This window comes from Bacillus sp. FSL R10-2780 (genome assembly GCF_038006125.1).
In the GTDB taxonomy this organism is placed as follows: Bacteria; Bacillota; Bacilli; order Bacillales; family Bacillaceae_G; genus Bacillus_A; species Bacillus_A cereus_U.
Genome location: NZ_JBBOUQ010000001.1, coordinates 1310286 through 1337111, shown reverse-complemented (window position 1 = coordinate 1337111; position 26826 = coordinate 1310286). Strand labels below are relative to the sequence as shown.

The window sequence follows — 26826 nt, the reverse complement described above, 5'->3', positions numbered from 1 at the left end:
TTACCATATAGAATCTATATTTGTTATTTTCCATATACCTTCATGATTTTTTTCTAACATGAAAGAATATTTAATATCAGTTAAAACATACTCTTTTTGTACATATCCAGTATTACCGTTAATAGTCGATATTTTTACATATCCATCCTTCTGCACTTTTTCCGGGATCCAAGCTTTCACCATTTCATTAGATACTTCATATAAAACTTGTGATTCTCGATTTGGTTCAGCTAAAATTTTCGTTTTGTTTCCAATAACAGTTGCATATATATAATGGTCTTGCTTTGGCTGATCACTTTCTGTTAATCCACTTGGCAATTTGTATACTTGCTTCGTATCATTCACAAATTCTCCTCCCATTGTAAGAGCAACTTGCAACTCATGAAAAATATCCTCATCAAGCTGTAATTCATCCTTCTTATACATACTCCCTTTAAAAATAACTTCATCATTTAATGCTCTATACAAATCATTTTCATTTTTTGAATTTGTACTTCGATATAACTCATTCATAAATTGTTTTAATGATGGATCTTGAGCAGATTCATCTTTTGTTTTAGGCTTAATTTGAGTACTACTTTGTACCGGTGATTTATTATCATCAAGCCAAGGTTGTTGAACAATAAAAAATAACATTGTACAAGCCAAAACAACTACAATAGGCAATGCTTTTTTACGAAATGGTCTTTTGTATGGTACAGAGTCTACTTCACTATTTTGGTATATCGATTGCTTTATTTTATAAATAAATGCTTCTTCATCTTTACGACGCTCCATTGGTCCATTTTTTAATTTGCTATACCAGTCGGGATTTTTTTTATTGTTCATCACTTCTACCCTCCTCTATTAATTTTGAAACCTTACTTCTCGCTCGGCTTAATCTAGATTTTACAGTTCCAATTGACACTCCTAATGTTTCAGCCATTTCTTCATAAGATAATTCATATTTTGCGTCCAATATTAGTATTTCACGGTGTTTTTTAGGTAGTTTTAATACAACCTCCCACACATCATTCATTTCCTCTTGCTTAAAAAATTCTTGTTCCGCCGACAAAGATTGCTTATCGTCACTAAAAAATCCTATTAAAGAAATCCTTTTAAAATAGGAGGATTTCAAATAGTTTATTGCAGTATTTCTTGTGATTTTTAATATCCACGTTTTAATAGATGACTCTTTTCGAAATGAATGCCAATGTTTAAAAACCTTTATAAATACATCTTGCGTGATGTCATCTGATAAGTGTGGATCTTTCGTAATAATAAATGAATAATTCCATACATCTTGCCAATAGTCTTTTATAACATAGTCAAGCTCATCATGATTACATTTTTCAATAAACTTCTGTTCCATTTCCACACCTCAAACTTATTTGAATAAACATAAAACTGCCCTCACTTTTATTATGGTTTCAATATATAGACATGATGCAAGTTTCATTTGTTCCATTGTTTATCTTTTTTTTGATAGAAGCATCCTCCTGAAAAATGTAAAGGTGTACAATAAATTTCATTAAATAATCACCTTTACATTCTTTTTGATGACAGACTCCAAAAAACAAGTAATGCATACAATGTTAAAAATTCACTCATAAAAATCTGATTATTATTTCTTAAATTTCACGCAACACTCCACTTGTATCACCTATTTTTTCTAAGAGCATACTTATTTGTGTGCTCTATTTATTTTTTACTAAATAACTGTTTTGTTAAAGTTTAAAATTACCCTCAATTGTCCATTTCAATTTGTTCTACTCTTATATTTACTATTAGCAATGCCAACCTTTCAGAAATGAAAATAAAGATGAGGTATCAACTTTCTAGAGATACAACAAAAAAGCATTCTCGATTAGAAAGAATGCTTTTTTGAAACTTTATTGTTCTTTGTTTTTCCCAATTTACACCTTTGAGTTAAGCATACATATAATAATTTTAGAAAAAGATTTCACCTTATAATTTAGTGTTATTTCTGAAAAACATGTTTTACTTTTTCGCCTGGAACATTACTCCCGCCTCTTCCTTTTACATCTTCAATCATCATGGTAACAATCATGTTTGGCGCGCTTGCATCGAAAGCTGCAAACCATCCAAGTTCTTTACCCTCTGCTTCTTTCGATTCTTTCAGTTCTGCTGTACCTGTCTTACCAGCGAGAGTTACACCATCAACTTTAGCAATTCTCCCAGCACCATCAGAATCATTAATAACCTTTATTAACGCACTTTTTAATATCTCTTGATTCTTGGTAGAAATCACATTTTCTTTCCAATTTCCCGCTTCTTTTGTTTTTTTTATAAGATGCGGTGATGGAATGTTACCCTCATTGACAATCGGTGCATAAGTCAATGCTAAATGAAGAGGTGTCATTAATACTTGTCCTTGTCCGTACCCCGTGTCTGCTAGTTGAATATCATTTTTTATCCCATCTTTTGCAATGATTGAAATAGGGAATTCGTATTCAATTGGTAATTTTTCATGAAATCCGTATTTCTTAAATTCATTTACATACTGATCTTTTCCTATTTTCAAAGCTTGTTGAGCAAAATAAATATTATCAGAGTACTTCATTGCTTTATCAAAATCAACTGGACTAGCATCCTTCACACGTGTTACATAATAATTTCCCCAAGATGAATCTTTTGTCCACTTTAATCCTTGAATTTTAAATTCTTCCTTAGGATTTATTGTGTTTGTTTCCAAACCAATTGCACCTGTAATCGTTTTAAATACGGAACCTGGTACAAATGCTTGTGTGAAGCGATTCATCATTGGCAGTTTCGAGTCGTTATTCCATGCTTCCCGTTGAGCTTTTGATGCTCCTCTAACTATTGTATTTGGATTATAAGCAGGGCTACTTACAAGTGCGATTGTTTCACCCGTTTTAGGATTGACCGCTGCACTAGATCCTGCTTCATTTTTCATCTCATTAAAGATTTTTTCTTGAATTGCAGCATCAATTGTTAACGTAACATTTTCCCCTTCTTTTGCTTCTTTTTTTGCTAAGTTTTTAATCTCTTTCCCGTTCTCATCTTCCATAAATACGCGTCCACCCTTTTCACCACGCAATTTATTCTCTAATACTTTCTCTAAACCTGTCTTACCTACTAAATCATCTGCTTGATAACCTTTTTTTTGAAGCGATTTTAACTCCTCTGCATTTACCTTTCCTATATATCCCGTTAAGTGTGCCGCTGCTTCTCCTAATGGATACGTACGAATATTTACTGGGCGAGATGAAACTCCTTCTAATTCAATATAATCATTCTGTCTGGTTCCCTCTTTTAAAATACCAATTGGTACAAGGGAATCTGGTTTTATCCATTTCGCTGCGAGCTTCTGATCGACCTCTTCTGTAGACATATCAAGTAGTTGTGCTACTGTTTCTTTCGTTTGCGCTGCCGTTTCACCTAGTTTCTCTGGAATAATTCCAACCTCAGTCGCTTTACCATTCGTTGCAAGCCCTTTTCCATTTCGATCATATATTTCTCCGCGTTTTCCTTGCTCTGTTTGCATACGTACTTTGTAATCTTTTTTCATACCTGGGAAAATGAAGTCTGGTGTCCAATCTATTTTCCAAGATTCCTTATCTTTCACGAGTTTTGCTTCATGGATGAATGAAACTGTTCCTCCATCCGTATCCATTTTAACTTCAAAAAGAAAACGTTCTTTATCTTTAGTATTCTCTCCTTTGGTTTTAATTTTTAAATTCTTAACTCCTATACCCTCATAGATTTTTTGATATTTCTCTGTGAAATCCTTTTTAGAAATCGTTTTTTTTGCATGTTCTGATAAATGATCATACATATCTGCAAATTTTTTATCATTCCATAAATTGATATATTCTTCAAATGCTTGTTTTGGCGGTTCGTTTTTATTACATCCTACCAACATAACTCCAAAACAAAAGAAAAACAGCATCCATAATTTTTTCAATTCAATCTTCTCCCTTAGTTAAAAATGATTATTCCTTTCTTAATGTATTTAATAAAAAATGTTTTAACGCTTAATAGACAGTGTAAGTAATGAAATAGTTCCACATTTACAAAAAAAATTAAATTTATGATTAAATGGCATTCGAAGAGGGAGAATTTTAAGATTCTTACAAAACAAAAGAAGCAAATATATTTAGCAATCGTTATCATTATTAGTGTTGTTTTGACAATTTTATTTCAGTTACTATCACTACTTCTTTAGTTGAAAGAGGTAGTATTTTTGATCATAATGGTAATGGTTCGATCTCATCCAAAGTATTTTCACAGAAAAAAGGGTTCTGGTGCAAACACTCCACAACGTTTGTAAGTAACCTTCTAAACTTGGACATACTGATACTAGTACTCTAAAAAAGGACGTAATCAAGTACATTATCAGCCTGGACTAATCTTATTAACAGTAAGATGGTACCTGCGGTACAATTTAAGCTTTCGAAGAAAATGGGTAAATTGCGATAAATTCAATAATATAAAGGTTTCAAATGTGAACTGATATTTAATAGTTTACATCGAGATTTATTTCATTCATCAAGGTTTGCTTTAGTAAATGAAAAGGATAGTTAGCCCTCATAATGGACTAACTATCCTTTTATTATTTTTTTCTTGACTTAGAGTTCACTCTAATCATTATAATCGACTCATAGTTCATTCACGATAAAATCAATTGGATAAAATTCAGGAGGGATCGGAAAAGCTAAAATCAAAAGTGGCTGACATTAACGCAGACCTGGATGTTGTTATTCGAACTTTCGATTTATCTGTTACTACAATTGTACGTTAAGAAGTCAGTAATTCTTGTTATTTTTCCCTTATTTTGTTTTCTCTTAATAGTCGTAAATCTTCTATAATATATTTAGTGCATATAAAAGAGACGGAACCATAAAATCAGCAAATTAGAAAATAAAACAGGATGGGAGTCAGTTATTATGGAACAATCAAATAAAGCCTTTAGCGAGGCATTAGTAAAATCGTTAAGAGGAGAACGAGGACATCTTCCCATCAAGAATGCTTTGTCGGATATAGACGTGGCGCTTGCGGGAAAACGCAGAGAGGAACTGCCTTATTCTATTTATCAATTAGTGAAACACATGACCTACTGGCAAGATTTTCTCTTATTATCCGCTCAGGGGAAGAAACCTGCATTGCCTGCCCATGTAAAAGAGAGCTGGCCTGAAGAAAAATGTCCTGGCAGTGAGGAAGAGTGGCAACAGATTATTCAGTATTTTCTTCAGGGGATTGAACAGGCATGCGCGATTGCCCAAACCGTTCAATTGGACAAAACATTGGAGGAATGGCCTGGTGAAACCCCGGGCGGTGTTCTACGCAATATTGCATCTCACAACTCCTACCATTTAGGAGAAATTGTGCTGATTCGCAGATTATTTAGTGCTTGGCCACCGCCAACAGGCGGATATCCGGTCTAAACAAAGAAAGGGTTCCAACCCATGCCCATTAACTTAAGATTTTGAATTACCCCCAAAACGAAATTTTTACCACTTTACAGTTATTTATGAGAATTAAATTCATTTTTTTCATTACTGGGGAACAAACATTTTTTTAACTTGATGGAGAGAGAGTACAAAAACACAAATTTCATCTCCGAAAAAAATAAAAAAACGATTGCTTGGATCCTAAGAGGCAATCGTTTTTTCTTTTTAAGCTGTTTGTAATGAACAATTACAGGTTTAAAATATTATTTAGTGTTATTTCTGTTTTCCAAAACCTTCTCCATATTATTAGTCGCCCATTCCTTCACTAATAGGATAATTGGACGTAGTGACTCTCCAAGTTTTGTTAATAAAATATCAACCATCTTTCTCATACAATCTTGCATACTACAACTTTCTAATATAACGGATCCAATTCTTTCACAAAAACAAAAAACTGCTGGAATACCCCAACAGTTTTTTAATCGTTAAAACTAATCTGTCTTGTAGCATAATACATTTTGAAAAAATATGAACTTCCTTAAGGGATTTTCATCAGCTGTTATTCACTTCCTATTATGTAAGTCATAGCACTGATCATAGTTATGGAAACTAAAGTAAGAAAGCAATATTACAATGAAATCGTGACATTCTGTTGAATACTTTTTCGTTTTCAAATAAAATAAACTAATAAAAATTTTTAATTTTCAATTTGTAATTCGATAAATTTCATGTTAATATAGCGAAGGCCATGAAATATCTGTCGCCATCCATACTTATTTTTCGGAATATTCACTCCTCCAAAAGCGTAATTATTCTAAAAATTGCATTATCTGTTACCTATACAAGGGCTACTTTCAATTTGTAATGCACATAACTAAAAATAGCTTTTTTAATAGATAATTTTTCTATCTTCCTCATCGGTTCTAATATATATATAGTAAAAGATCACTTTTCAAATACCCTTCCCTTTCTTTTTAAAGATAGAAAATCTAAATTAAATTCATTCATAATACTACATACAAACTAACAGAGAGGCATAAACTATGGGAATTTCTACACTATTATTAAATACCTTTATTATTATTATTTGTATCCTTAGCTATCAAGTATTTTGGCTAGAACATAAAGAAAAAATAGCATGTAATAATATATTAATTTCTGTTCTTTCCTCCATTGCAATTATTTTTTGTATGACTTTTCCTTTTCATTTACATGCTGGGTTTATTTATGATTTACGTTTTATTCCAATAATATTAGTTTTTCTATATGGAAATACAAAGAGCATTATTTCTATAGGAATTTTATATCTTTCTTATAGATTTTACTTAGGCGGAAGCGGAGTTTTCCCATCATTTATTATCTTTACTATTATTACTGGTATTACAATAATGTTTCGTTACTTGTTACCCATTTATTTCAAGGAAAAAAAGATATTATTAAGCATACTACTTGTTTTAATATGTACAACTTCACTTTCTATCTTCGGTATTATAACTCAAATAAACACAGGTGGTAAAATTGGCTCTACTCTCATTGAATTTTTATTAAATTATATAGTCATTAATATTTTTACAGTATTATTATCCGTTTATTTAATAGAGGGAATGATTGAGAAATTTAAAATGAAAGAAAGAATGCAAAGAGCAGAAAAATTTTATATAGCTAGTGAACTAGCTGCATCTATTGCGCATGAAATTCATAATCCACTGACCACGGTACATGGATTCACTCAATTATTAAATGAAAATGAGAACACTAAGATGTCTCAAGATAAGTACTTAGAAATTATGTTACTTGAAATGCAGCAAATACAATCTACTATAAATAACTATTTATCTTTAACCAAACCACAAAACATTATAAAAGAGAAACTAGATATTAATCACATTTTAAATCAGGTGAAAGATGCTATTTCACCAATCGCTCTATCGTACAATGTTAAATTAAAACTGAATATTACAGACTCCCTTTTTATAAATGCTGATCCTGAAAAATTAAAACTGTGTTTAACTAACATCATACAAAACGGTATCGAGGCTATGATAGATGGTGGAGTATTGCAAATTAATATACAAAAAATTAAAGGGAATGTTGTTATTGATATTATTGATTCAGGAATTGGAATGTCCTCCGAACAACTAAAACGAATTGCCTTACCATTTTATTCAACAACTGAAAAAGGCACTGGACTGGGTACCATGATTGCCTACAGTACTATTAAAGAATTAAACGGAGATATAGACATAGAGAGTAAAGAAGGAAAAGGAACACGCTTTTCTATTAGTATTCCTTGTTAACATAACAAAAGTATATTTCTTTCTCATGTAATTATATCAAGATACGGTGAAAATATATGATGTTACAAGAGGTAGTAAATTTATAATAAATTCACTACCTCTTGTCTCTCTATCCACTTATCAAGTTTAATCTTGGTATCATCATTTAATCGTTTTCTTATATTTCAGCTTTTAGAATTCTTCTATTTCAACTGTAAAATGTGGCTTGAATTTCACTTCGATTCTTTTCTTTGCTTTGCTTCTGCCCCTTGAATGTATAGCGAGTCATTACGCGTATAAATTTGTTTCACCGACTCCATCTTGGTTTCAATGATACGTTTGTCTTCATAAAGCATTTTTAATTCAACAGTTGCATCATAATAGAACATAATCATTACCAATTCAAATCCAAGTTTATCGATTTTGCTATATCTATACGCACCCGCACCTGGAATATAATAATCTTCTGGTTCATCCTCGAATATTTCTAATAACTCGTATTTATCATATTTTATATCCAATATTCCTCAATCTTTTTTGTACTAGAATGTTTTAACTATGCTATTCATTTGTAACTAATCTCTGAAACTTGGACATACTGATACTAGTACTCTAAAAAAGGACGTGATCAGTATGGAAAAGCAAAACCTATTCAAGTGTTTGGGCTAACAGCATAAAATACAATTCCGCTCGAAATATATGCGCTATATTCTCTATTATTTTATCTTTGCACCAGAACCTTAATTCTTAACTAACTATTTGGACAAACAGTTAAACGGGACATTTTATGGATGATAAATCTAGGTTATGGCTCATTTTTATATGCCATTTAGATCTTCTCTTTTAACATCAATTAGTGAGATTCTTCTTTCCCACCTTTGTACAAAGTTCAAATTTGCTCTAACTTCACTCCCGTGCTCCCAAATATTTGGCGCCTTAATCATTTTTACACCTTGAGGGATTTCATGTTCTCTTCTAGAAATATGTTTCAAATCAGAAGGTATTAACCGCAATTTAGGCATAGGTTGGATGACCTCTTTTTTTTACAATCCTTAATTAATGTGATCAATTTTATAATATAGATTCTAGACAACTACCCAAAAAAGGTGGGAATACAAGAGTTTACTGAAATCAAAAAATCATGTTATGACATATAAAACCGACAGCTCTCAATCCGGATAAATTGGTAAAGACGTAGCAATGATGCTTAAGATTCAGAAGTCTACTTTGGATTACAACAAAATATAGATTTGAATCATATTTCTCAATGAACAATATTACTTAACGTGATAAAATAATATTGGATGGGAGCCCAATATTATTAAAATTAAGATGGTTCAAGTCAGAGGAAGGCACCCTAGGGTGTCTTTTCTTGTTTATTATAAAAAACCTCAAGCATGAATTATATACTTGAGGGTTTTTTCGATTTCTTGTCTAAAAGATACCAATATAGAACTTGATGGAATTCCTTAAAAAAACATCTCTTAATACAAATTATATCATATTTGTTAAATCGTGAACTATTATTCTGACTTCTGTACAGGCAAACTACTAAAAATCAATTCAGCAACTTTTACATATCCTTTTGAGTTTGGATGAATTAAATCTGTAGACCAAAGCGTATTGTCATTAACTAAATGATGATTCCAAAAGTCAACATGATGAAGCTTATACTCTCTACTCAGTGAAAGTATAACTTCATTTGCCTCTAATAATTGTTCTTTTAATACTTGTTTTTTTTCAGAAGGAAATGGAAGCCTAACAGTAAAATCTGGAAGGTTTGCTATAATAATATCAGTACCTGCTTTACTTAATGTATCTATCATAAATTCCATATCGTTCTTATATGCTTGATGATTCCAACGTCCTTTTAAAACATCGTTTGCACCTGCAATTAGACTAACCAAATCTGGATTAAAAGTTAATGCCTGTTCCAATTGCTGTGAGCGAATTTCTTTAGTTACTAACCCACGTTTTGCAAAATTAGCATATTTTAAATCATTTACACACAGTTGAACAAAATGATCTACCCAGCTTTTTAATGCTATTCCCTCAACTTCATCCCCTATCCCCTCTGTAAAACTATCACCAATCGCTACAAATCGCTTCCACATATATAGTCCCCCTTTTTTGTTATTCATATCTACACTATACAATAGCCCACAGCGTAATTGTTCTTCTTAAATGTTTTTCAATTTCAATTAAATTCCATAGGAGATTTTTCAAATGAGCAAGACAACTCGATTAAACTATTTCACATGAACAAAAACATGAAAATCTACGTTATCTTCTCGCAGAAATAGGTTGAGACCAACTATCTTTTCCATTATCATTTAAGCGTACTTGAAAAACATATATAGGTTGAGAAAAGCCTTTTGTATCAGCGTAGTAACCTATATTATAATCTGTAATGACTAATGTATCACCTGCTTTGAACGATATTATAGGATCAAAGTCTCCTTGTTTTAGTTTTTGAAATACTTCTTTGGGAGACAGAATTTCGACATCTCGAATATGTGATTTTTTTGTAACTGGCTCATTGTCATTAGGCATTTTTGTAATTTCCTCTTTGTAAACAGGCATTTTATTACCTTCGTCTTTTAACTCTATTGATGTTTTTATAGTGACATCAGTCATGTCTGTTTTTGTAATGGGATCTAAAGGCATATTCCCAAATTCCTTCATTTGATACGAAATCATTATTCCAAGTGCAACGAAACTTACTGTAATCGGAAGGAATAAATATTTGATCATTTGTGTATCTGTTTCTTTTTTCTTCAACAATATAAGAACTATATTTAACATAGAATATCCTAGCATCATTCCTAAAGTATTATGAAGTAAATCGGCTAGTTCCATACTTCCACGTTGCATTGTAAATTCAAGGATTTCTATCAATAAACTTGCTATAATTGAACTGATTAACATCCATTTTGTTTTTTGAAAAACATTACTAAATAAAGGTAATAAAATTCCTAACGGAAAAAGCATACCTATATTCACAATGATATGGAAAAAGGAAGAAAATGAAAAGGTATTCCATGCTTTTTTATAAACACTAAGTACATCAAAGTCAATTGTTCTTGCAAAGGTTATATCATCTGGACGACCAAATGAAGTAGCTGATAATGCAAGGGAATAATATCCTATTATTAATATAAATAATATAATTTGTTGTACCGTAAATTTTTTTCCTCCTTTACATACCTTTTTGTATACTACAAAGTAGCTAAAAACAAAAATGAGTAGTAACAAGAATGTGAGTTGTATTGTAGGAATTACAACGGTAACAAGTAGTTCGGAAATAAAGTTCATTTTACACCTCTGTTTTTACGAATAAAATATTCAATAGTTTTATATAACATTCTAGATATAGATAGCGATGTGTTGTTACCCCTAATAATTATTAATACAGAATTAAACCTGTATCCATTGAGCATTTCTTCCTCTTGAAACTAACTTTATATGACCAAGCGGCTACAAGGAAACTAGCGTTTTATTAATTGTACTTTCGGCTATGTTTGGATAAAACGTTACGAAGATTCTCTTTAGTAAGAGGATTTTGGGAGTTAAGTATAAAATTAAAAATTTGTTCAATTTTAGTATGTTTATATTTAGAATCCAAAATTGACCGATTCCTAATATACTTAGGAACCGGTAATATTCGTATATTTACTAAAGAAATAAGATTCCTTCATGTATTACGCTTTTTTGGGGAATTTTGTTGTTCTTTGTTTTGCCCAATTGATACATTTCTTTTCAATTAAATGGTACGAAACTATCGAAAAAAGTATTGTCATTGTCATACATAAAGTAAGAAGGAAGAAGATAGGTATCTTTGTATATAAAAGTTTAAATAGTACCATCATGATTGGAAAATGACACAAATAGATACTGTATGAAATTTCTCCTAAGTATACAAATACACTCTTATTTAAAAATGCTTTTACTTTTAGGTTACTCATGGCCATTATAATAAATATACTAACACCGATTACGACACCCCAATCTTTTAATAAGAAAGTAGTATCATTACGGGACAAACCATAAATTAAAATGGAATATAAATATAGCATAATCCCTAATGCAATAAGAAATCCTTTATTAATTTTTTTCATATTCCTATATAAGTAGATAAGCTTTTCCTGATGCTTAAAAAGTAACATTCCAACCATAAACATCGATGTGAAATGCAGTGTATCGGCATAACCATTATAAAATCCCTCAGCTTTCCCAATATGCAACATATTAAGGAAGACACTAATTAAAGAAAGGCTCAAAGCAAATAGTATCGTTTTCTTCCAACTCAGTTTATAAAAAAGAAGGAATAACAAAGGAAACACAATAGATATACGCATTTCTTGGGCCAATGACCAGATAACTGGATTATAATTTTCCGTAAAAAAGTTATTAAGAAGCACAAAGTGGTTTATAATATCTAATGTTGTTATCGACCCTTGCCATCTATCATAGAACCAATCCCGTAGTCCTGCCACTTCATACGGCGAAAACAAAATAAATAAAGCAAAGGTAATGATTATCCAAAAATAATAAGGGATATAGATTCGTACAAATCGCTTAATTAAATATCCCCAATAATTTGTTTTTGAATGATAAAGTGCCATAGATAACACAAAACCACTTAGTACATAAAAAACGATTACAGCTTCTCCACCCGCCCATAAAAACCTAAGCGGGGAAAATTTAATAGAATTAGGCAACGATGGTAGCATTAAACAAAAATGTCCAAATACCACTGTAAGTGCCGCTAACCCTCGTATGGAATCTAATTCTTTTATTCTCTTACTCATAAAATGTTCTCCTTGTAAATTGTAGATTTTGCTGTTAATAAAGGCCACTATACTAGTGTAGTGGGAGAATTGTACATATTGTTTCTTTAAATTCCTAATATAAGCAGTACAAAGTCAATCTATGTATCTGTTTTAGGGAACTTTCATATTTAGGCATAAGTTATATAATAATAGAAAGAAAAAAGAAATCTCATTCTATAAAATCGTATTGTCGTTTAGAAAACATTTTAAAACTATTTTCTAAACCCTTGTTATAGTCTGTCTGTTTATCTGTCCACTGAACACCCTTATTGCCAGGCCACCCTGAGGTATTTGCAACATGTTTTAATAGCTCTGGCCCTTTTAAATTTTGTTGTAAACCACGGTTATATGCATTTATCATATTAGATATTGCTATTCGAGTATTGGTTTCTGCATTTTTCAAATCTTCGTTCGTTAAATCTTTAGATGCTAGCCCACCTCGATGAAGCTGAAACAGTCCAAATGATGTGCCCTGATCTCCAACTGCGTTTCGATCAAACTTACTTTCATGGAATGCAATAGATAAAGGAATCCATGGCGGTATACCATGCTCTATTGATATTTGTTGAATCGTGTCTCTTACTTTAGCTCGGTTAGTATGATGATCATATGCGGATTTTGCAATATATAGCCCTACTGTTAAAACCAAAATAAATACTCCGATTTTTATTAATGGCCCTCTCATCGACGTCACCTCACTTGTCAGTATCAAAGATTGTCTCTAGTAATCCTATCTTTTGGGGATATTAACTCGTAGTCGTGTATCATTTGATTATTCTTGGTTTCATTAATTACCGATTTTTAAGTAAAATTATTTGGGGGTTCCCTCTCCCTCCATATGGTACATCCCATTAAAACCGTACTTTTTTCTCAAATACCTTACTTTTTTATTCGATTGAAATTAAAGAATAACTATATACATAGGGATAAACGCTATAAAAAGATACTTAAATTTCTTTAAAAAATTCGTTTTCTGGCCTCCATTTCTTTATATAATTAATTTAAAACAAAATATTTAATAGAAAGAAAAGATTTTATTAAATTTTTATAAAATTTAATAACAGAAATAAGTACCAGGTATTGATTTTTATTGTCACTTGATGGAATAATGAATGTTTTTTCATCATGTAACTTTATTAAACTAACCTTGCACCAGAACCCTTTGAATCGAAAGATTCATAATAAACGCCATCCTTTCTGTATATTTCTACAAAAAGAATAGCGTTTTTTGATTATATGGATACAAATTTATCTTAGCTTGATAGCAATACCAAAAGTTCCGAAGAATCAAATTTGAGAATTAATGCAATCTTTAAATTCAAGCCATCCACATAAGAATCTATAATACTTTGAAACCTTTTGTTTCAGGCTAATATTTAGTTTTATCCTATAAAGTTAGCCTTTTACTATATCAACCGCACTATTCCACATACCTCTAAAGAAAGATCCTATTTCGCGCATTAAACGTGTAAACCAATTAGCTTGTTCTACTTCAGATTTTGTTACAAGGTCTACTTGTAATGATTTACCTGATAAAAACCCAGGATCTGTACTATCTTTAGGTGATATAATCATTTGGCTAATTGTTACGCCTTTTTTAATAGGTGCTTCTTGTTCTTTATTCGATACTTTAAATTCTTTTTTATAAACGTCTTTGTTGCCCTTTGGCATTGGAAGTGAAACAGCTTGCTTCGTTTGAACAACCACATCTTTGTCCTTTGCATTTGCTACTCGTACTGTTTCATGCCCTTTAACTACTGAATCTTTTCCATAGACCTTCTTCACTTCAAAATTCGCAAATGCATAATCATATAATTTCTTTGTTTCATCAAAACGTGCTGTATGAGAGTTTGCTTTTATCACTACAGAGATTAGACGCATACCATTTCTTTCTACTGTACCAGTGAAACAATCTCCGGCTTCTGGAGTAGTTCCTGTTTTCAAGCCATCAACACCTTCGTATTGCTTAATTAAGCCTTTTAACATCCAGTTAAAGTTCGTCATATCAATCGGATACTTGCCACCCTTTTGGAATGTTTTTTTGGGGATTTTTGCTGTATCTAATATTTTCGGAAAATCTTGAATAAGACGTTGTGCTAAAATCGCACAATCTCTTGCAGACATTTTATTTTTCTCGTCTGGAGTTGTCCCTTCTGGGTGATGTCCTTTTAAATCTTGGTTTGTTAAACCTGTAGAGTTTACAAATTTATAATTTTTCATTCCAAACTCTTTTGACTTATCGTTCATCATTTTTACGAAATTGACTTCTTTTCCAGCAATCTCTTCAACTAAAGCAATTGTTGCACCGTTTGCAGAGTAAATTGCCATTGCCTCATATAACTCTTTGACCGTATAAGAACCACCATTTTCTAATGGAACGTTTGATAATGAGCGATCTTGCGAAATCTTATATGCATATTCAGAAACTTTAACTTTTTGATCCCATTTAAGTTTTCCTTTATCCACCGCTTCATGGACTAAGTATTCACTCATCATTTTTGTCATACTAGCAATTGCTAATAATTCATCTGCATTTTTCTGATATAAAATTTTTCCGGAATTCGCTTCTACTAAAATTGCTGATCCTGCTTGTACGTCTAAAACTGGGACTGTTTCCGCTAATGCTCTTCCAGATGTAACAACAATGCTACAAAATAGTGTAAGCACTGTTACTATTGCAATAAATCTCTTGCAAAACATACCTTTCACTTCTGTTACCTCCAATATCTTTGTACTCAAAAAAACGTTATTCTAACATAATTCCCCAAAAAATAGACAGTGTTATCAAATTCTATATACATATAAGACATTAGGATCGCTTTCATATAGACAATCTCATCATACCCTTTTAGGCGCACTGACACTTCGTACTCCCACACACATCCCTATTTTTAATACCCTTGTATTTTTCAAAATGATCCGTACTTTCATATTTTTTAGGATTACACTTAATAGACAATCTAAGTAATACATTTGTTCCACATTTACAAAAAAATAAAACCAGTGTGCCCCGATTAAATATCGAAACACACTGGTAACAGTTTTTTGTAATAAAAAAACTACATCCTATATTGAATGTAGTTTTTCTAGCTGATTTATTTATTTTTCACTTCATTTTTATAAAAAGCAAATAATGGTTCAATGGCTGGACTAGATAAAAGAGGAATTGCCTTCTTAATCAATTCTCTATCCCAATCAAACCAACGCATTTCCATTAGCATATTAATTTCTATATTAGTGAACCGTTTCTTTATTTCTTTAGCAGGATTACCACCTACTATTGTATACGGCGGAACATCTTTACATACGACAGATCCAGCTGCAATAATTGCACCTTCACCAATAGTAACGCCAGGCATTATAATAGCATTCATACCAATCCAGGCATCGCTTTTAATGACTGTATCACCCTTCGGTTCATATGATTGCTCTATTTGCTCAACGAATGGATAAACTGTAATCCATTCAGGGTGATGATTATGATTCCCACCCATTAAAATGACAACTCCACTTGCAATACAAACATAATTTCCAATAATGAGTTTATCAAGTTGCCAACCCATCTGTTCAGTTGGATTGAAAAGTACTCGAGACTTAGCATCGCCCCACAAATATCTTACACAGCCATCTTCAAAATTTTGATGACCATAATAACCTGAATAATAGGAGTACTCTCCTACTTCAATAAGTGGATTTGTTACTATGTCTTTTAAATACTTCGTTTCAGACCAATGATTATATAATGGATGCTTCATAACTATATTCCTCGCTTCTAAGTATGGTAGATTTTTGCAATTCACTTAGAAGCTTAATACGACAGCTACATTTTTAAATTTTTTCAAACGACGAATCATTATCTTCAAGCCTTTCTTTTATACTAAAAAAAGCATAACGCAATAAATTACACAACTTAAACTGCGTAATACTGCAATAAGAACATTAAAACAATAATAAATAAAGCCTTATTAATATAATTAAAACCATCTTCACTAGATTGCTGAAGTTCTAATAAATTTGAACCTTTTTCGAAATTTAGTTCCCCTAATAAGTATAAACTATTTATATTAATGGCTAATTTGATACCTATATCACTGTACTTTATTGCTTCTATATGTTCATATGTAAGATGTAAACATTTTGTTAAAGTATAAATAATTCTTAATTTAATTTCTTTATTTCTAGGAAATTCCATCCTATTAAAATTACTTAAACATTTCTTTAATATGCCTATACTTTTTTCATATTCTCCATTTTTCCGCAACAGCAAGTATAGCTTTTAATTTAGAAAATCCATCCATTTTGATTAAGCTTTTTTTCAAAAAGGGTGGGTTTCTTCAGTTTATAGGAAAGTAATAATTAACTCATAAAAAATACAATAAAATAGGTAAAAATGCCATGGCATCTTTACCTATCCTATGGATAAACAGGTTCTCATAAGAAATAGACAACTTCCCAAAGAACTATAAATATATTATTTTAAATTAATTGGTTGTTGTTGAGTAATACAATGAATCATACCACCATTTTTATAAAGCTCTCTTACATCAATCCCCACCACTTTACGATCAGGATAAAGTTTTTGAATCATCTCATTTGCTATTTTATCATTAGGATCATTATAGTTAGGAACTAAGATAACTTGATTCGCTATATAATAATTAATATAGGAACCTTTATAATCAAGCTGCTTCCCATTTTTTAATGTAACATTATTCTTGCTTAGCGGTAGATATACATACTTGTACTTATTACCTGTAGCATCTTTTGCCTGCAGCAACTTGTTAATATCTTTGTCAGACGCTCCCCATTCAGCTAAATCTTTTTCTTTTAACGTTATAATAGTAGATTTATCGTGGAATTTGGCGAATCCATCAATATGAAAATCAGTAATATCTAAGTTAGGTGCTCCATCTAACCAAATAAAATTTGTTACCCCAAGTTCACTAATATATTTTTCAATATCCTTTTCTGACAATTTAGCGTTCCTATTTTTATTCGTCACAGCACTTCTAGTTAATAAAGCAGTTCCATTACCATCTAATTCAAATGCGCCGCCTTCAAGAACAAATTTATTCCAATTAATTCTTTCAATGCCTAACTGTTTGCTAAGATTCTCACGAAGACGAGCATCTTTCTTATATGGCGTTTTCTTTCCCCATCCGTTAAATCCTGGATCTAATATCTTTAGATTTTTGTCATTATCGTAAACAAAAATTGGACCAGTATCTCTAGCCCATACATCGTCAGTAGGTGCGATAAAGAAATCAATTTTCTCCATATTCACTCCTTGATCCGTTAAAACTTCAATAATTCTTTCTTTCTCTTCTTGATCATATGCAACAATATGAACTTTTTCGCCTTTGCTTAAAGATTCTGTCATTTGAATCCAAATCGGTTCTACTTCTTGCTGATATTTTGGCCCGTATGTAAATTCATGAGGCCATTGTAGCCATGTTCCTTCATGTTTGCTTTTTTCATCTGGCATTGTATACTTTCCTACTTTTTTTTGCACCTCTACTTTCTTCATATCTTCTCTCTGCGTTTTTTCAATTTCCTTCGCCTGAACTTTCTCAATTCCCTTAACTTGAGCATAACCACTAATAATAGATGTGGTTAGTACAGCACTCATACACAATTTCGTTATTTTTTGCATTTCTTAACCTCCTTTTCTGCCTTACTGTAAACCTTTACATAGTGTTAAGGTCAAGCTTTTTTAATTAAATCATTACATATGAAGCACGATTTAAATCGAACCTTTTAAAAAAATTCTGGAATTCATATAAAAGGTTAGAGAATTAGCTTCTCTAACCTTTTTATATGCACTATTAGGTTTATAACAGTATAGATGAGGTACCCTAATACTGCCATTAATCCTAACGTGAAGAGTATACGAAATCGCTACTATAATCACCATTTATTCCTATAACATCCCACGCTTTTTTCACTTGTTATCTTTTCTGCTTCTTCTACTGTATTTTTTATGAATGTATTTATTTCTAAAATTAATACAGTACATGAAATTTTATATTACATACGTATATATTTATTCAGTTTATAATTAACTATTCAAAAGCAGTTACGATTCTCTCTTTCATTTTCTGTATTACTTCTATTTTCTCCGCCCATTCGAATCGGTTCAGTATCATTCGCAACAATTAGTCCTTCTGGTTGCTCACCCTTCATAATAAACCACAACTTTTCATTTGTTGGTAATAGTATATGCTTAAATTCAGAGCTATTTAAAATTTGCTGTGCTGGAATCGTTTCATAGATTGGTAACGAAAATGGAGAGGTTGTTATTTTTTCAAAACTTACATTTTCAGAAGAACTACTCTTACTATATTGATAATCTTTTAATGCGATTGATTGTACTGGTTCACTTTTATTTTTTGATGCATAACTAATTTTACTAGCGAAAATAATAACAGTCATTAAACAAATGCATGGTATCACAAGCTTAAGTAGTTTTCCCATTAATGAACCCCCACACTTTTAATATTATTAGTTCGCATGGATATTATAAACCGTTTCATTCCACCAAAAATTATTATTGTTATAGAACGTACTGAAATTATGATTATAATGATCACCATACCAAGGGTCCATGTATGTTATATAGTCTGTTCCATTTGTACCTTTATAGAATCCATCAAGTACTAGAAAGTGTCCGATGTTAGCTCCATTTTGCCACATAATGAGTGCAATCATCGGTTGATTACTATTAATTTGATTTTTGAACCAATCATACGATTTTGCTCCAGAACTTATAGCTGAGCTAACACCATATCCCGATAATCCATATTGTATTTCACGTGAAGTTGCAGGATTATTATATGATCCACCTTTGACATACCTAACATACTGATCTTGTGAAGGAGTTTTCCCAAAATAATTTAAAACTGAAACCGAAGTGCCCGCCCAACACCAATTTGATCTTTCTTGTAATATGTTAGGAACAGATAATTTACGATCTGTTGATATATTTGGAGGATTCCCATTAATATAAGCTGACGTTCCATATACTTTTTTCCCATCTTTAAAATAATAAAACCAACGATTATCTAAATTTCCTGTCCAGTAATCTTTAACCGCTTCACCATACTCCCATCCTTTAAAGGATGCTTTTGTATTTCCGGGAATCACATCTACAATATTTGCATTCAAACTTTTTTCTTCTCTAACATTTACATTCAATGGAGCAGTTGTTCCTGAAAATTCAACTTCTTCTGCTATTATTTTGTGAACTCCAATAAAACTAAATGTGAAGAACAATAACAGCATACAAACAATAAATTGCTTTCTTCCCTTCATTTCTCCACCCCTTCATAAGTACTAAAAAACATCAACAATTCATCCTTATTAATTGTTCAAGCTTAATATTACATACTAGCGGAAAATAACTTCTAATAAATTCCAATACAAAAAAGTAGCCTATAAATTTTTATAGGCTACTTTTCATTTTATCGTTATTACTTAGCTAATTCTTTCGTTCCCTGCATTACGTCAACGAAGAATCCCCAGTTGTTCACAACAGAAGAAATACTAATATGCTCATCTGGAGTGTGGACGTTGAATATATCTGGCCCAAATGAAATTGCATCTAATTCAGGCATTTTTTGAACAAATACACTGCACTCAATTCCTGCATGTACAGCAAAGATTTCAACATCTTTATTGTATTTTTCTTGATGCACTTTTTCAAACAAATTACGAATCTGTGAATTCGGATTGTATGGCCATTCTGGATACTCTGACTCTATTTCAAATGTTGCACCAACTAATTCGGCAATACATTTAATTTCATCTGCAACATGTTGTTTTAAACTACTTACAGAACTTCTCACTTCGTTACGTAATTTAATTTCATCTTGAAACGTTTCAATAACGCCTAAATTTGTTGAGCTTTCTACTAGACCTTTAATATCCATGCTCATACTTTGAATGCCGTTCGGAATTAAGAATAATGAAAAAATAAGCTGTTTTTGTGTTTCTTTAGCAAATACTTTTTCTACTTTCTCATCTAATTTTGTAAGTGTAACATGAACATCCGGATCAACAGCACGCATTTCTTCTTGTAATACTCGTGTCCATGATTTTAACTTTTCTTCAACTTGCTCTACATCTTCTTGACGTAATAAAATTGTAGCTACACTTTCACGTGGAATTGCATTCGTTTTTAATCCGCCGTGAGCATCACTTATATCAAATTGAATATTTATTGATAAATCACGTAAAACTCGTCCTAGTACTTTGTTCGCATTCCCACGTTGTTTATCAATTTCCATACCAGAATGTCCGCCCTTAAGTCCACCAACATATAGACGGTATGTATCCATATCAACTGGTGCCTCATCCCAAATTACTGGAATTGTTTCAACTGCTTTCGCACCACCTGCGCTACTCACTAGTAATTTATGATCTTCTTCAGAATCAATATTAATAAATATTTTTCCGTCAAAATTATTTGAATCGACAGCGAATGCACCGCCCATTGTCGTTTCTTCTTCAGTTGTAATAACAACTTCTAAAGCTGGATGCGGAATGTCTGTTGAATCTAATAATGCTAATGCATATGCAACGGCAATACCATTATCAGCACCTAAAGTAGTTTCGTTCGCATATAACATATCTCCAATAATTCTTAATTCAATTGGATCCTTCTCAAAATCATGAACTGTCGCTTGGTTTTTTTCACACACCATATCAGAGTGCCCCTGAATGATAATAGCTGGAACATTCTCATAACCAGAAGTAGCTTCTTTTTTTATAATGACATTTAACGCTTCGTCTTGAATAACTTCTAAATTACGTTCCTTTGCGAAACTCACTAAGTAATCACTAATTTCTTTTTCATTACCTGATCCTCTAGGAATCTTTGAAATTTCTGCAAAATGATAAAATACAGGGTGCTTTGTTAATTGTTCTAAAGTAGAATACATTTTTCAAGCTCCTCTCAAAATGACGAAATAATATGTAAGTCCTTTATCATTATACCACGATTCATTATTTTACCTTTCTTTTAACATTTTAAAAATTTGTTATTTTAATTAATAAGGCTTGTCATACTCTACTACTTATTAATCCACAAATAACGAAAAAAAATAAAAGAAAATGCTCTATGCATTTTCTTTTATTTTTTTTACCTGTATATATTTCGAACTATTACTATTCATAAGCTTTTCTAAACGATTTATATTTTCCGTTAATGCACCCTTCACAAGAGAGAAATCTGTATTTACTTCTTCTTTTTTTTCTTTAAAAAACGAAGAATTTTGTACATTTATTTCAGCCATCTCTTCTCCCCCTTTTCAAAAAGATACAACCTTTTATTTATATTATATAGCAAATGCAAACAGAGTGTACACGTATCATTTTCTTTTTAATTCTTCTTCTAACTCTTCTACTTGCTGCAAAGTATCTCCTTTTATTAAAGAAAAATCTGTTGTATCTTCATTATCTTCTTTAAAAAAATCATTGTCATAATCTTTTATCACTACAATCACCTCTACGTGCTAGTGTAGGAATGATTGTCCGATTTTATACAAGCTTGTCTGAATTTGTTCTCCCTTTATGTATAGGTGAAAAGGACAGAAAAAGATTCTGTCCTTATTTACTAAAATAACTATGATGAATTGTTAAATTATATACATTTTCAAAATCTCGATCTTGAAGGTTATTTTTCTTCCCATCAATAACAATGAAAACATCACTAACTATTTTTGCTGGTATAATTCCGACATTTTCTACTTGCACCGCTTTCTGTTCATTCAATTGCTCGATGTGTTCTAATGGAACAATACTACTAAATTGAGAGCGGATACCACGAAAGTTTGTATTTAATTCCTTCACCGCTTCAAACACAACAATTTTCGCACCAATCTTTTCCCCATATGAATCTAAAAATGCGTTTAAGTTTTTTGTATATTCCTCTTCCGTATGCCATTCCATTGTCCCAAAGGCTGCTGGATTCACATTTTGAATAATTGTCGTATATATTTCTCCTCTTGCTTTTGAAGCAATTAATGACCTTTTAATTGATTGGACCGTCTTTCCAATATCGCTGAATTTTGCGCCCCATATTTCTGAAATATTAGGTGTCAAAATGAATGCAATATCAACGAAAATTACCATCGCAGTGAACATTAAAAGATTTTTCCAGAGGGTTAAATCTATTCCTTTTATCATGAAATAAACTGTGACTGATATTATAAACAAACCATACCAAGTTTTTCGAATTCGTTGTTTCTTCTCCTCGTACAACTCTTCATTTCTCCAATAAAAGAAAACAAGAACTACAAAGGCGATTACTAGAATAAATAAACCGATTCGAATGTTAGAGATCATCAATCACATCACCCTCCATTCAAAAACTCTTCACGATATCATTACATGCGCAAACAGCTCTCTTTATGACAAAAGACGTGGACAACCTTCTAAATTTAGCTATATCGCATATAATTAGAAAGTGCCACGTCTTTTATCATGAATCTACATTGTATATGTAGACAAGCATGCGTTTCAAATTTTCATGTTAAAAAGAAATATGTTTCGGAATTTTCCCTTCAGGTACTTCCCCGTCCATACTTAAGTAATAATGACGAATCGGGCGTAGTTTTTCATCCAACTCATAAACAAGCGGAATGCTAGTCGGAATGTTTAATGATACTACACCATCACTTGAGAGATTTTCTAAGTATTTCACTAGCGAGCGAATTGTATTACCGTGCGATGATATCATTACTTTTTCACCGTTCTTTAATGCCGGTGCGATTTCTGCATGCCAATAATCAACTACTCTTTTCTCCGTATCCTCTAAACATTCAGTCAATGGAAATTCGCCTTTTTTTAATGTTTTGTATCTCGGATCGTTCGCTTCATATCGGGGATCATCTTCAGTAAGTGCAGGCGGTCTCACATCTATACTTCTTCTCCAAATATGAACTTTTTCATCTCCATATTTTTTTGCGGTTTCATCTTTATTTAATCCTTGTAGCGCACCATAATGTCTTTCATTTAGCTTCCAAGATTTATGTATTGGGACCCAAGTGAGATCCATTTCATGAAGTACAATCCATAATGTCCGAATTGCTCGTTTTAATACTGATGTATACGCAACATCAAACGTATATCCATTCTTTTTTAATATTGTTCCTGCTTCTCTCGCTTCACTTAATCCATTCTTTGATAAATCTACATCTGTCCATCCTGTAAATCGATTTTCAAGATTCCACAAACTTTGTCCGTGACGAATGAGTACCAGTTTTATCATTATAATTCCCCTCTCGGAAATATGAATTTTAAAATTTCAATACGTACACATATAAAGTTTTTGGTAATGTGAATTTTTTATCCATAGTTGCCAAATATACAGATAAAAATTTATGATTTTTCAAACTACAAATCAAGATACTATTTCTATCTTTTATTTTACTGGTATTTCACGCTTAGACGTCCATGCATCAAATCCTGAACGGCTATTTGCCATTTCATTCATAACTTGATGCCAACTTTCTTCACATGATTCGCCAAACTGTGAGAAAATAGCTCCCATTTGTTCTCTTTGAACATCGCTCAGTTTTTTCTCTAAGTCTGTTCCTTCTTCTGTTAAAGACAGCTGTTTCACACGACGATCATGTTCAGCTTCATTACTCTCAATAAGTCCTTTATCTAACAGTTGGCGCAACGGTCCATGAAGAGCTTGTTTACTTATTTCTAAAAGTGATAGCAGCTCATTTACACTAAGCCCTGGAAAACGAGCGATAAAAAACAGAATTCTATGATGTACACGCTGTATACTATACTCTTTTATTATTTCATCTGGTTTTTCTGTAAAAGTTTTATATGCAAAGTAAAATAATGCTAATGCCTCATTCATTTGCTCTTCTTTATGTTGTGTCATCTACTTTCCCCCTGTATGTAAATTATACCACAACTCAATTATGAATAATTAAGTTGGTATATTGAGCCTAATTTCTTCATTCTAAAACCAACAAATTTCAACTATTATATTTTTTGAAGGTTTTTTAATTCGTAAACCATACCTTCAAATAAAGTATCCAAATTACTTTTTAAAGACTTCTTAAGAAAATAGGTTAAATTCAAATGATAAATATTGTAAAATTTACTTATTAATATTTTTTTGAAAAACTCAATTGTGATTGGAGTGTTATTGTATGCAAACAAAAAAAGTTTATCTTTATGTATTTAATACGATGTCAGACTGGGAATATGGACATTTAATTGCAGAACTAAACTCAGGAAGATATTTCAAAAAAGAGTTAGCCCCTTTAAAGGTAGTTACAGTAGGAGCTACTAATGAAATTATTACTACGATGGGAGGACTGAGCATAAAGCCAGATATTTCTCTTGATACATGTACTCTTGAGAGTAACGATCTTTTAGTTTTACCTGGAGGGACTACTTGGGGAGAAAGCATTCATCACCCTATCTTAAAAAAAATTGGTGAAGCGTTAAAACTCGGCACTATTGTTGCTGCCATTTGTGGTGCAACTGAGGGGTTAGCGAACTTTGGATACCTAGATTCTAGAAAACATACAAGCAATGATTTAGAATATATTAAAATGGTTTGTCCTAATTATAAAGGAGAACAACTTTATAAGATGGAACCTGCAGTATGTGATGAGAATTTGATTACTGCATCAGGAGTAGCTCCTCTGGAATTTGCAATGGAAGTACTGAAAAAAATTGATGTATTTGCACCAGATACGTTACATTCATGGTATAACCTAAATAAGACTTATAAACCTGAATACTTCTTCCAGTTAATGAATTCCATTACTAGATAAGCTAAAAAATTAAATTAGCAGTTTTATATTATATAAAAACCTAAAGTTGTTATAAATACAACGGGTAGCTAAATCTATTTTAATCTTATTGAATAACGATGGTCTTTCTTCTTTAGTTATAATAATGAAACGTTCTTTAAAAACCAGTGACGTTTGTAAAACAAAAAATAAAAGGGATGATACATATTAGTCTTGAATCATCCCTTTTGTTATGACGTTACTGTCACCATATTATTTTAATTATTCATCTCCAGCAAGAGTTAACTGCCAAGATACGCCATACTTATCATTTAACCAGCCAAACTTTTTACTAAACGGATATGAACCTAAAGGCATAAGAACTTTTCCATCTTGTGCTAGTTTATTAAAAACTGTTTCAATTTCCTCTTCCGTTTCACAAGTTACATAAAGAGACATAGATGGAGTGAATGTAAAATCATGCTTTACATAACTATCGATACACATGAATTCTTGGCCATTTAACGTGAATGTTGCGTGTATTACAGTTCCCTCTTTACCAGGTCCCTTTTCATCGTAACGAGAGATGTTTACAATTTCTGATTGATTAAATAGCGACGTGTAAAAATTCATCGCTTCTTCAGCTTTTCCCTCAAACATTAAAAACGTAGTGATTTTTTGATTTATGTTACTCATTTAGAAACATCCCCTTGTTATGTATTTATGCAAAACATACATCGGACAATAAAACCGAACGTATATTCCTATAAGTGTATTGTCTATAAAAACGATGCGTTTGTCAATTATCTATGTTTTATTTCTTCTTAAATAATGCTGTCCAAAGAAATGATTCTCCAAACATATTATTTGGTTGTTCAATTTGCTTCATTTTTCTAATTTCAATTACTTCAAATTCTTTAAATATCTCTCTTAACTTTTCTTCTGAATATGCAAGACCACCTTGCAAACTCCATCCTCTATACACATCCCAGTCCGTTATTTCCAATCCATTTCGCTCATTCAAATCACCTGCTGCAAAACATGTTAATCCGAAATAACCACCCGATTTTAATGAGTTTTTAACTAGATCAACATAATTCATTCTTCTATGTGGTGGAATGTGATGCAAGCAACCGGAATCATATACAAAATCATATTCATCTTGAAAATCCAAATTAAAAATCGATTCACAAACAAATTGTATTTCTATTCCGTTTTCTAACGCCCTCTCTTTGGCCCAATTAATTCCTTCTATAGACAAATCTACGGCTGTTACATCAAACCCTTGTTTCGCTAAATAAATTGCATTTCTTCCTGGACCACATCCAAGCTCTAACACTTTCCCTTTTGAAATCCATTCTTTTTGTATATATGAAACTAAATTCTCATCTGGAACATTTGCAAAAAAAGGAACATCCTTTTCTCTATTCGTGTAAAATTCATTCCAAAATGGTACTGCGGGTCTTAATAAAGAATCCATCATCTTTAAAATATCTTCTTGTGTGTGTAACGTTTCATTTTTCATCAAAAGGCCTCCTGT

The 26826-nt window shown here is 31.7% G+C and carries 22 protein-coding genes and 4 pseudogenes; 4 read left to right on the top strand and 22 right to left on the bottom strand.

All coding sequences use genetic code 11. The features are described from left to right. From NSQ47_RS06980 to NSQ47_RS06970, 3 genes are all read right to left on the bottom strand, one after another. Positions 1 to 828 carry an SH3 domain-containing protein gene (locus tag NSQ47_RS06980; protein ID WP_078182092.1) on the bottom strand — a complete coding sequence of 276 codons (828 nt, stop codon included), beginning with the start codon at positions 826 to 828 and terminating at the stop codon, positions 1 to 3. Next, positions 818 to 1351: an RNA polymerase sigma factor gene (locus NSQ47_RS06975; protein ID WP_215581757.1), complete on the bottom strand. Its 534-nt coding sequence runs from the start codon at positions 1349 to 1351 to the stop codon at positions 818 to 820. The genes NSQ47_RS06980 and NSQ47_RS06975 overlap by 11 nt, the downstream gene beginning before the upstream one ends. Positions 1352 to 1960: 609 nt before the next feature. After that, positions 1961 to 3928, bottom strand: coding sequence for a penicillin-binding transpeptidase domain-containing protein (locus NSQ47_RS06970; protein WP_341036464.1), 1968 nt, complete (start codon positions 3926 to 3928; stop codon positions 1961 to 1963). 735 nt (positions 3929 to 4663) lie between these two features. Here NSQ47_RS06970 and NSQ47_RS06965 point away from each other — a divergent pair. From NSQ47_RS06965 to NSQ47_RS06955, 3 genes and pseudogenes are all read left to right on the top strand, one after another. Continuing rightward, a pseudogene (locus tag NSQ47_RS06965) lies at positions 4664 to 4759 on the top strand (SDR family NAD(P)-dependent oxidoreductase); the annotation flags it as partial. Positions 4760 to 4910: 151 nt separating this feature from the next. After that, positions 4911 to 5408: a DinB family protein gene (locus NSQ47_RS06960; protein WP_002109976.1), complete on the top strand. Its 498-nt coding sequence runs from the start codon at positions 4911 to 4913 to the stop codon at positions 5406 to 5408. Positions 5409 to 6457: 1049 nt separating this feature from the next. Beyond that, complete coding sequence (locus NSQ47_RS06955) at positions 6458 to 7711, top strand: ATP-binding protein (protein ID WP_002109975.1); 1254 nt, start codon at positions 6458 to 6460, stop codon at positions 7709 to 7711. 171 nt (positions 7712 to 7882) lie between these two features. Here NSQ47_RS06955 and NSQ47_RS06950 read toward each other — a convergent pair. The 17 genes and pseudogenes from NSQ47_RS06950 to NSQ47_RS06870 all read right to left on the bottom strand — a co-directional run bounded on the left by NSQ47_RS06950 (position 7883) and on the right by NSQ47_RS06870 (position 24421). Continuing rightward, positions 7883 to 8211, bottom strand: a pseudogene (locus NSQ47_RS06950) (hypothetical protein). A gap of 1002 nt (positions 8212 to 9213) precedes the next feature. Continuing rightward, the gene (locus tag NSQ47_RS06945) at positions 9214 to 9831 is read right to left on the bottom strand and encodes an SGNH/GDSL hydrolase family protein (RefSeq protein ID WP_340823872.1); all 618 of its coding nucleotides are present in this window, start codon (positions 9829 to 9831) and stop codon (positions 9214 to 9216) included. Positions 9832 to 9973: 142 nt separating this feature from the next. Then, positions 9974 to 11005: a VanZ family protein gene (locus NSQ47_RS06940; protein ID WP_341036462.1), complete on the bottom strand. Its 1032-nt coding sequence runs from the start codon at positions 11003 to 11005 to the stop codon at positions 9974 to 9976. 386 nt (positions 11006 to 11391) lie between these two features. After that, complete coding sequence (locus NSQ47_RS06935; RefSeq protein WP_341036461.1) at positions 11392 to 12501, bottom strand: acyltransferase family protein; 1110 nt, start codon at positions 12499 to 12501, stop codon at positions 11392 to 11394. A gap of 190 nt (positions 12502 to 12691) precedes the next feature. After that, complete coding sequence (locus tag NSQ47_RS06930) at positions 12692 to 13207, bottom strand: transglycosylase SLT domain-containing protein (protein ID WP_341036460.1); 516 nt, start codon at positions 13205 to 13207, stop codon at positions 12692 to 12694. 710 nt (positions 13208 to 13917) lie between these two features. Next, positions 13918 to 15231, bottom strand: coding sequence for a D-alanyl-D-alanine carboxypeptidase family protein (locus tag NSQ47_RS06925; protein ID WP_286675239.1), 1314 nt, complete (start codon positions 15229 to 15231; stop codon positions 13918 to 13920). A 386-nt stretch (positions 15232 to 15617) separates the two neighbouring features. Beyond that, entirely contained in the window at positions 15618 to 16277 is a 660-nt protein-coding gene (locus tag NSQ47_RS06920) for a CatB-related O-acetyltransferase (protein ID WP_070170158.1), read from the bottom strand. A gap of 155 nt (positions 16278 to 16432) precedes the next feature. Continuing rightward, a pseudogene (locus NSQ47_RS06915) lies at positions 16433 to 16777 on the bottom strand (XRE family transcriptional regulator); the annotation flags it as partial. Positions 16778 to 16993: 216 nt separating this feature from the next. Next, a complete protein-coding gene (locus tag NSQ47_RS06910; protein ID WP_002200467.1) occupies positions 16994 to 18175 on the bottom strand; it encodes an agmatine deiminase family protein in 1182 nt (393 codons plus the stop codon). A gap of 452 nt (positions 18176 to 18627) precedes the next feature. Continuing rightward, positions 18628 to 18996: pseudogene (locus tag NSQ47_RS06905) on the bottom strand (hypothetical protein); the annotation flags it as partial. A 27-nt stretch (positions 18997 to 19023) separates the two neighbouring features. Then, on the bottom strand, positions 19024 to 19833 hold the full coding sequence (locus tag NSQ47_RS06900) for a papain-like cysteine protease family protein (protein ID WP_341036457.1): 810 nt from the start codon (positions 19831 to 19833) through the stop codon (positions 19024 to 19026). Positions 19834 to 19991: 158 nt separating this feature from the next. Continuing rightward, positions 19992 to 21461 carry a beta-Ala-His dipeptidase gene (pepD, locus tag NSQ47_RS06895; protein ID WP_341036456.1) on the bottom strand — a complete coding sequence of 490 codons (1470 nt, stop codon included), beginning with the start codon at positions 21459 to 21461 and terminating at the stop codon, positions 19992 to 19994. Positions 21462 to 21638: 177 nt separating this feature from the next. Continuing rightward, positions 21639 to 21815, bottom strand: a complete 177-nt coding sequence (gene spoIISB, locus NSQ47_RS06890) for a stage II sporulation protein SB (RefSeq protein ID WP_002200471.1) — start codon at positions 21813 to 21815, stop codon at positions 21639 to 21641. A gap of 75 nt (positions 21816 to 21890) precedes the next feature. Further along, positions 21891 to 22016 carry a hypothetical protein gene (locus tag NSQ47_RS06885; protein ID WP_000588712.1) on the bottom strand — a complete coding sequence of 42 codons (126 nt, stop codon included), beginning with the start codon at positions 22014 to 22016 and terminating at the stop codon, positions 21891 to 21893. 112 nt (positions 22017 to 22128) lie between these two features. Beyond that, positions 22129 to 22866 carry a type II toxin-antitoxin system SpoIISA family toxin gene (locus NSQ47_RS06880; RefSeq protein WP_341038214.1) on the bottom strand — a complete coding sequence of 246 codons (738 nt, stop codon included), beginning with the start codon at positions 22864 to 22866 and terminating at the stop codon, positions 22129 to 22131. A 187-nt stretch (positions 22867 to 23053) separates the two neighbouring features. Next, positions 23054 to 23791, bottom strand: coding sequence for a 2,3-diphosphoglycerate-dependent phosphoglycerate mutase (gene gpmA, locus NSQ47_RS06875; protein WP_078174381.1), 738 nt, complete (start codon positions 23789 to 23791; stop codon positions 23054 to 23056). A gap of 153 nt (positions 23792 to 23944) precedes the next feature. Beyond that, positions 23945 to 24421, bottom strand: coding sequence for a MarR family winged helix-turn-helix transcriptional regulator (locus tag NSQ47_RS06870; protein ID WP_070170152.1), 477 nt, complete (start codon positions 24419 to 24421; stop codon positions 23945 to 23947). Positions 24422 to 24695: 274 nt separating this feature from the next. Between NSQ47_RS06870 and NSQ47_RS06865 the strand changes: the two genes are divergently transcribed. Further along, on the top strand, positions 24696 to 25328 hold the full coding sequence (locus NSQ47_RS06865; protein ID WP_341036453.1) for a type 1 glutamine amidotransferase family protein: 633 nt from the start codon (positions 24696 to 24698) through the stop codon (positions 25326 to 25328). Between the two features lie 240 nt (positions 25329 to 25568). Here NSQ47_RS06865 and NSQ47_RS06860 read toward each other — a convergent pair whose 3' ends face one another. Next, positions 25569 to 25982 carry a VOC family protein gene (locus NSQ47_RS06860; RefSeq protein ID WP_341036451.1) on the bottom strand — a complete coding sequence of 138 codons (414 nt, stop codon included), beginning with the start codon at positions 25980 to 25982 and terminating at the stop codon, positions 25569 to 25571. 118 nt (positions 25983 to 26100) lie between these two features. Beyond that, a complete protein-coding gene (locus NSQ47_RS06855) occupies positions 26101 to 26811 on the bottom strand; it encodes a class I SAM-dependent methyltransferase (RefSeq protein WP_341036449.1) in 711 nt (236 codons plus the stop codon). Positions 26812 to 26826 lie beyond the last annotated feature (15 nt).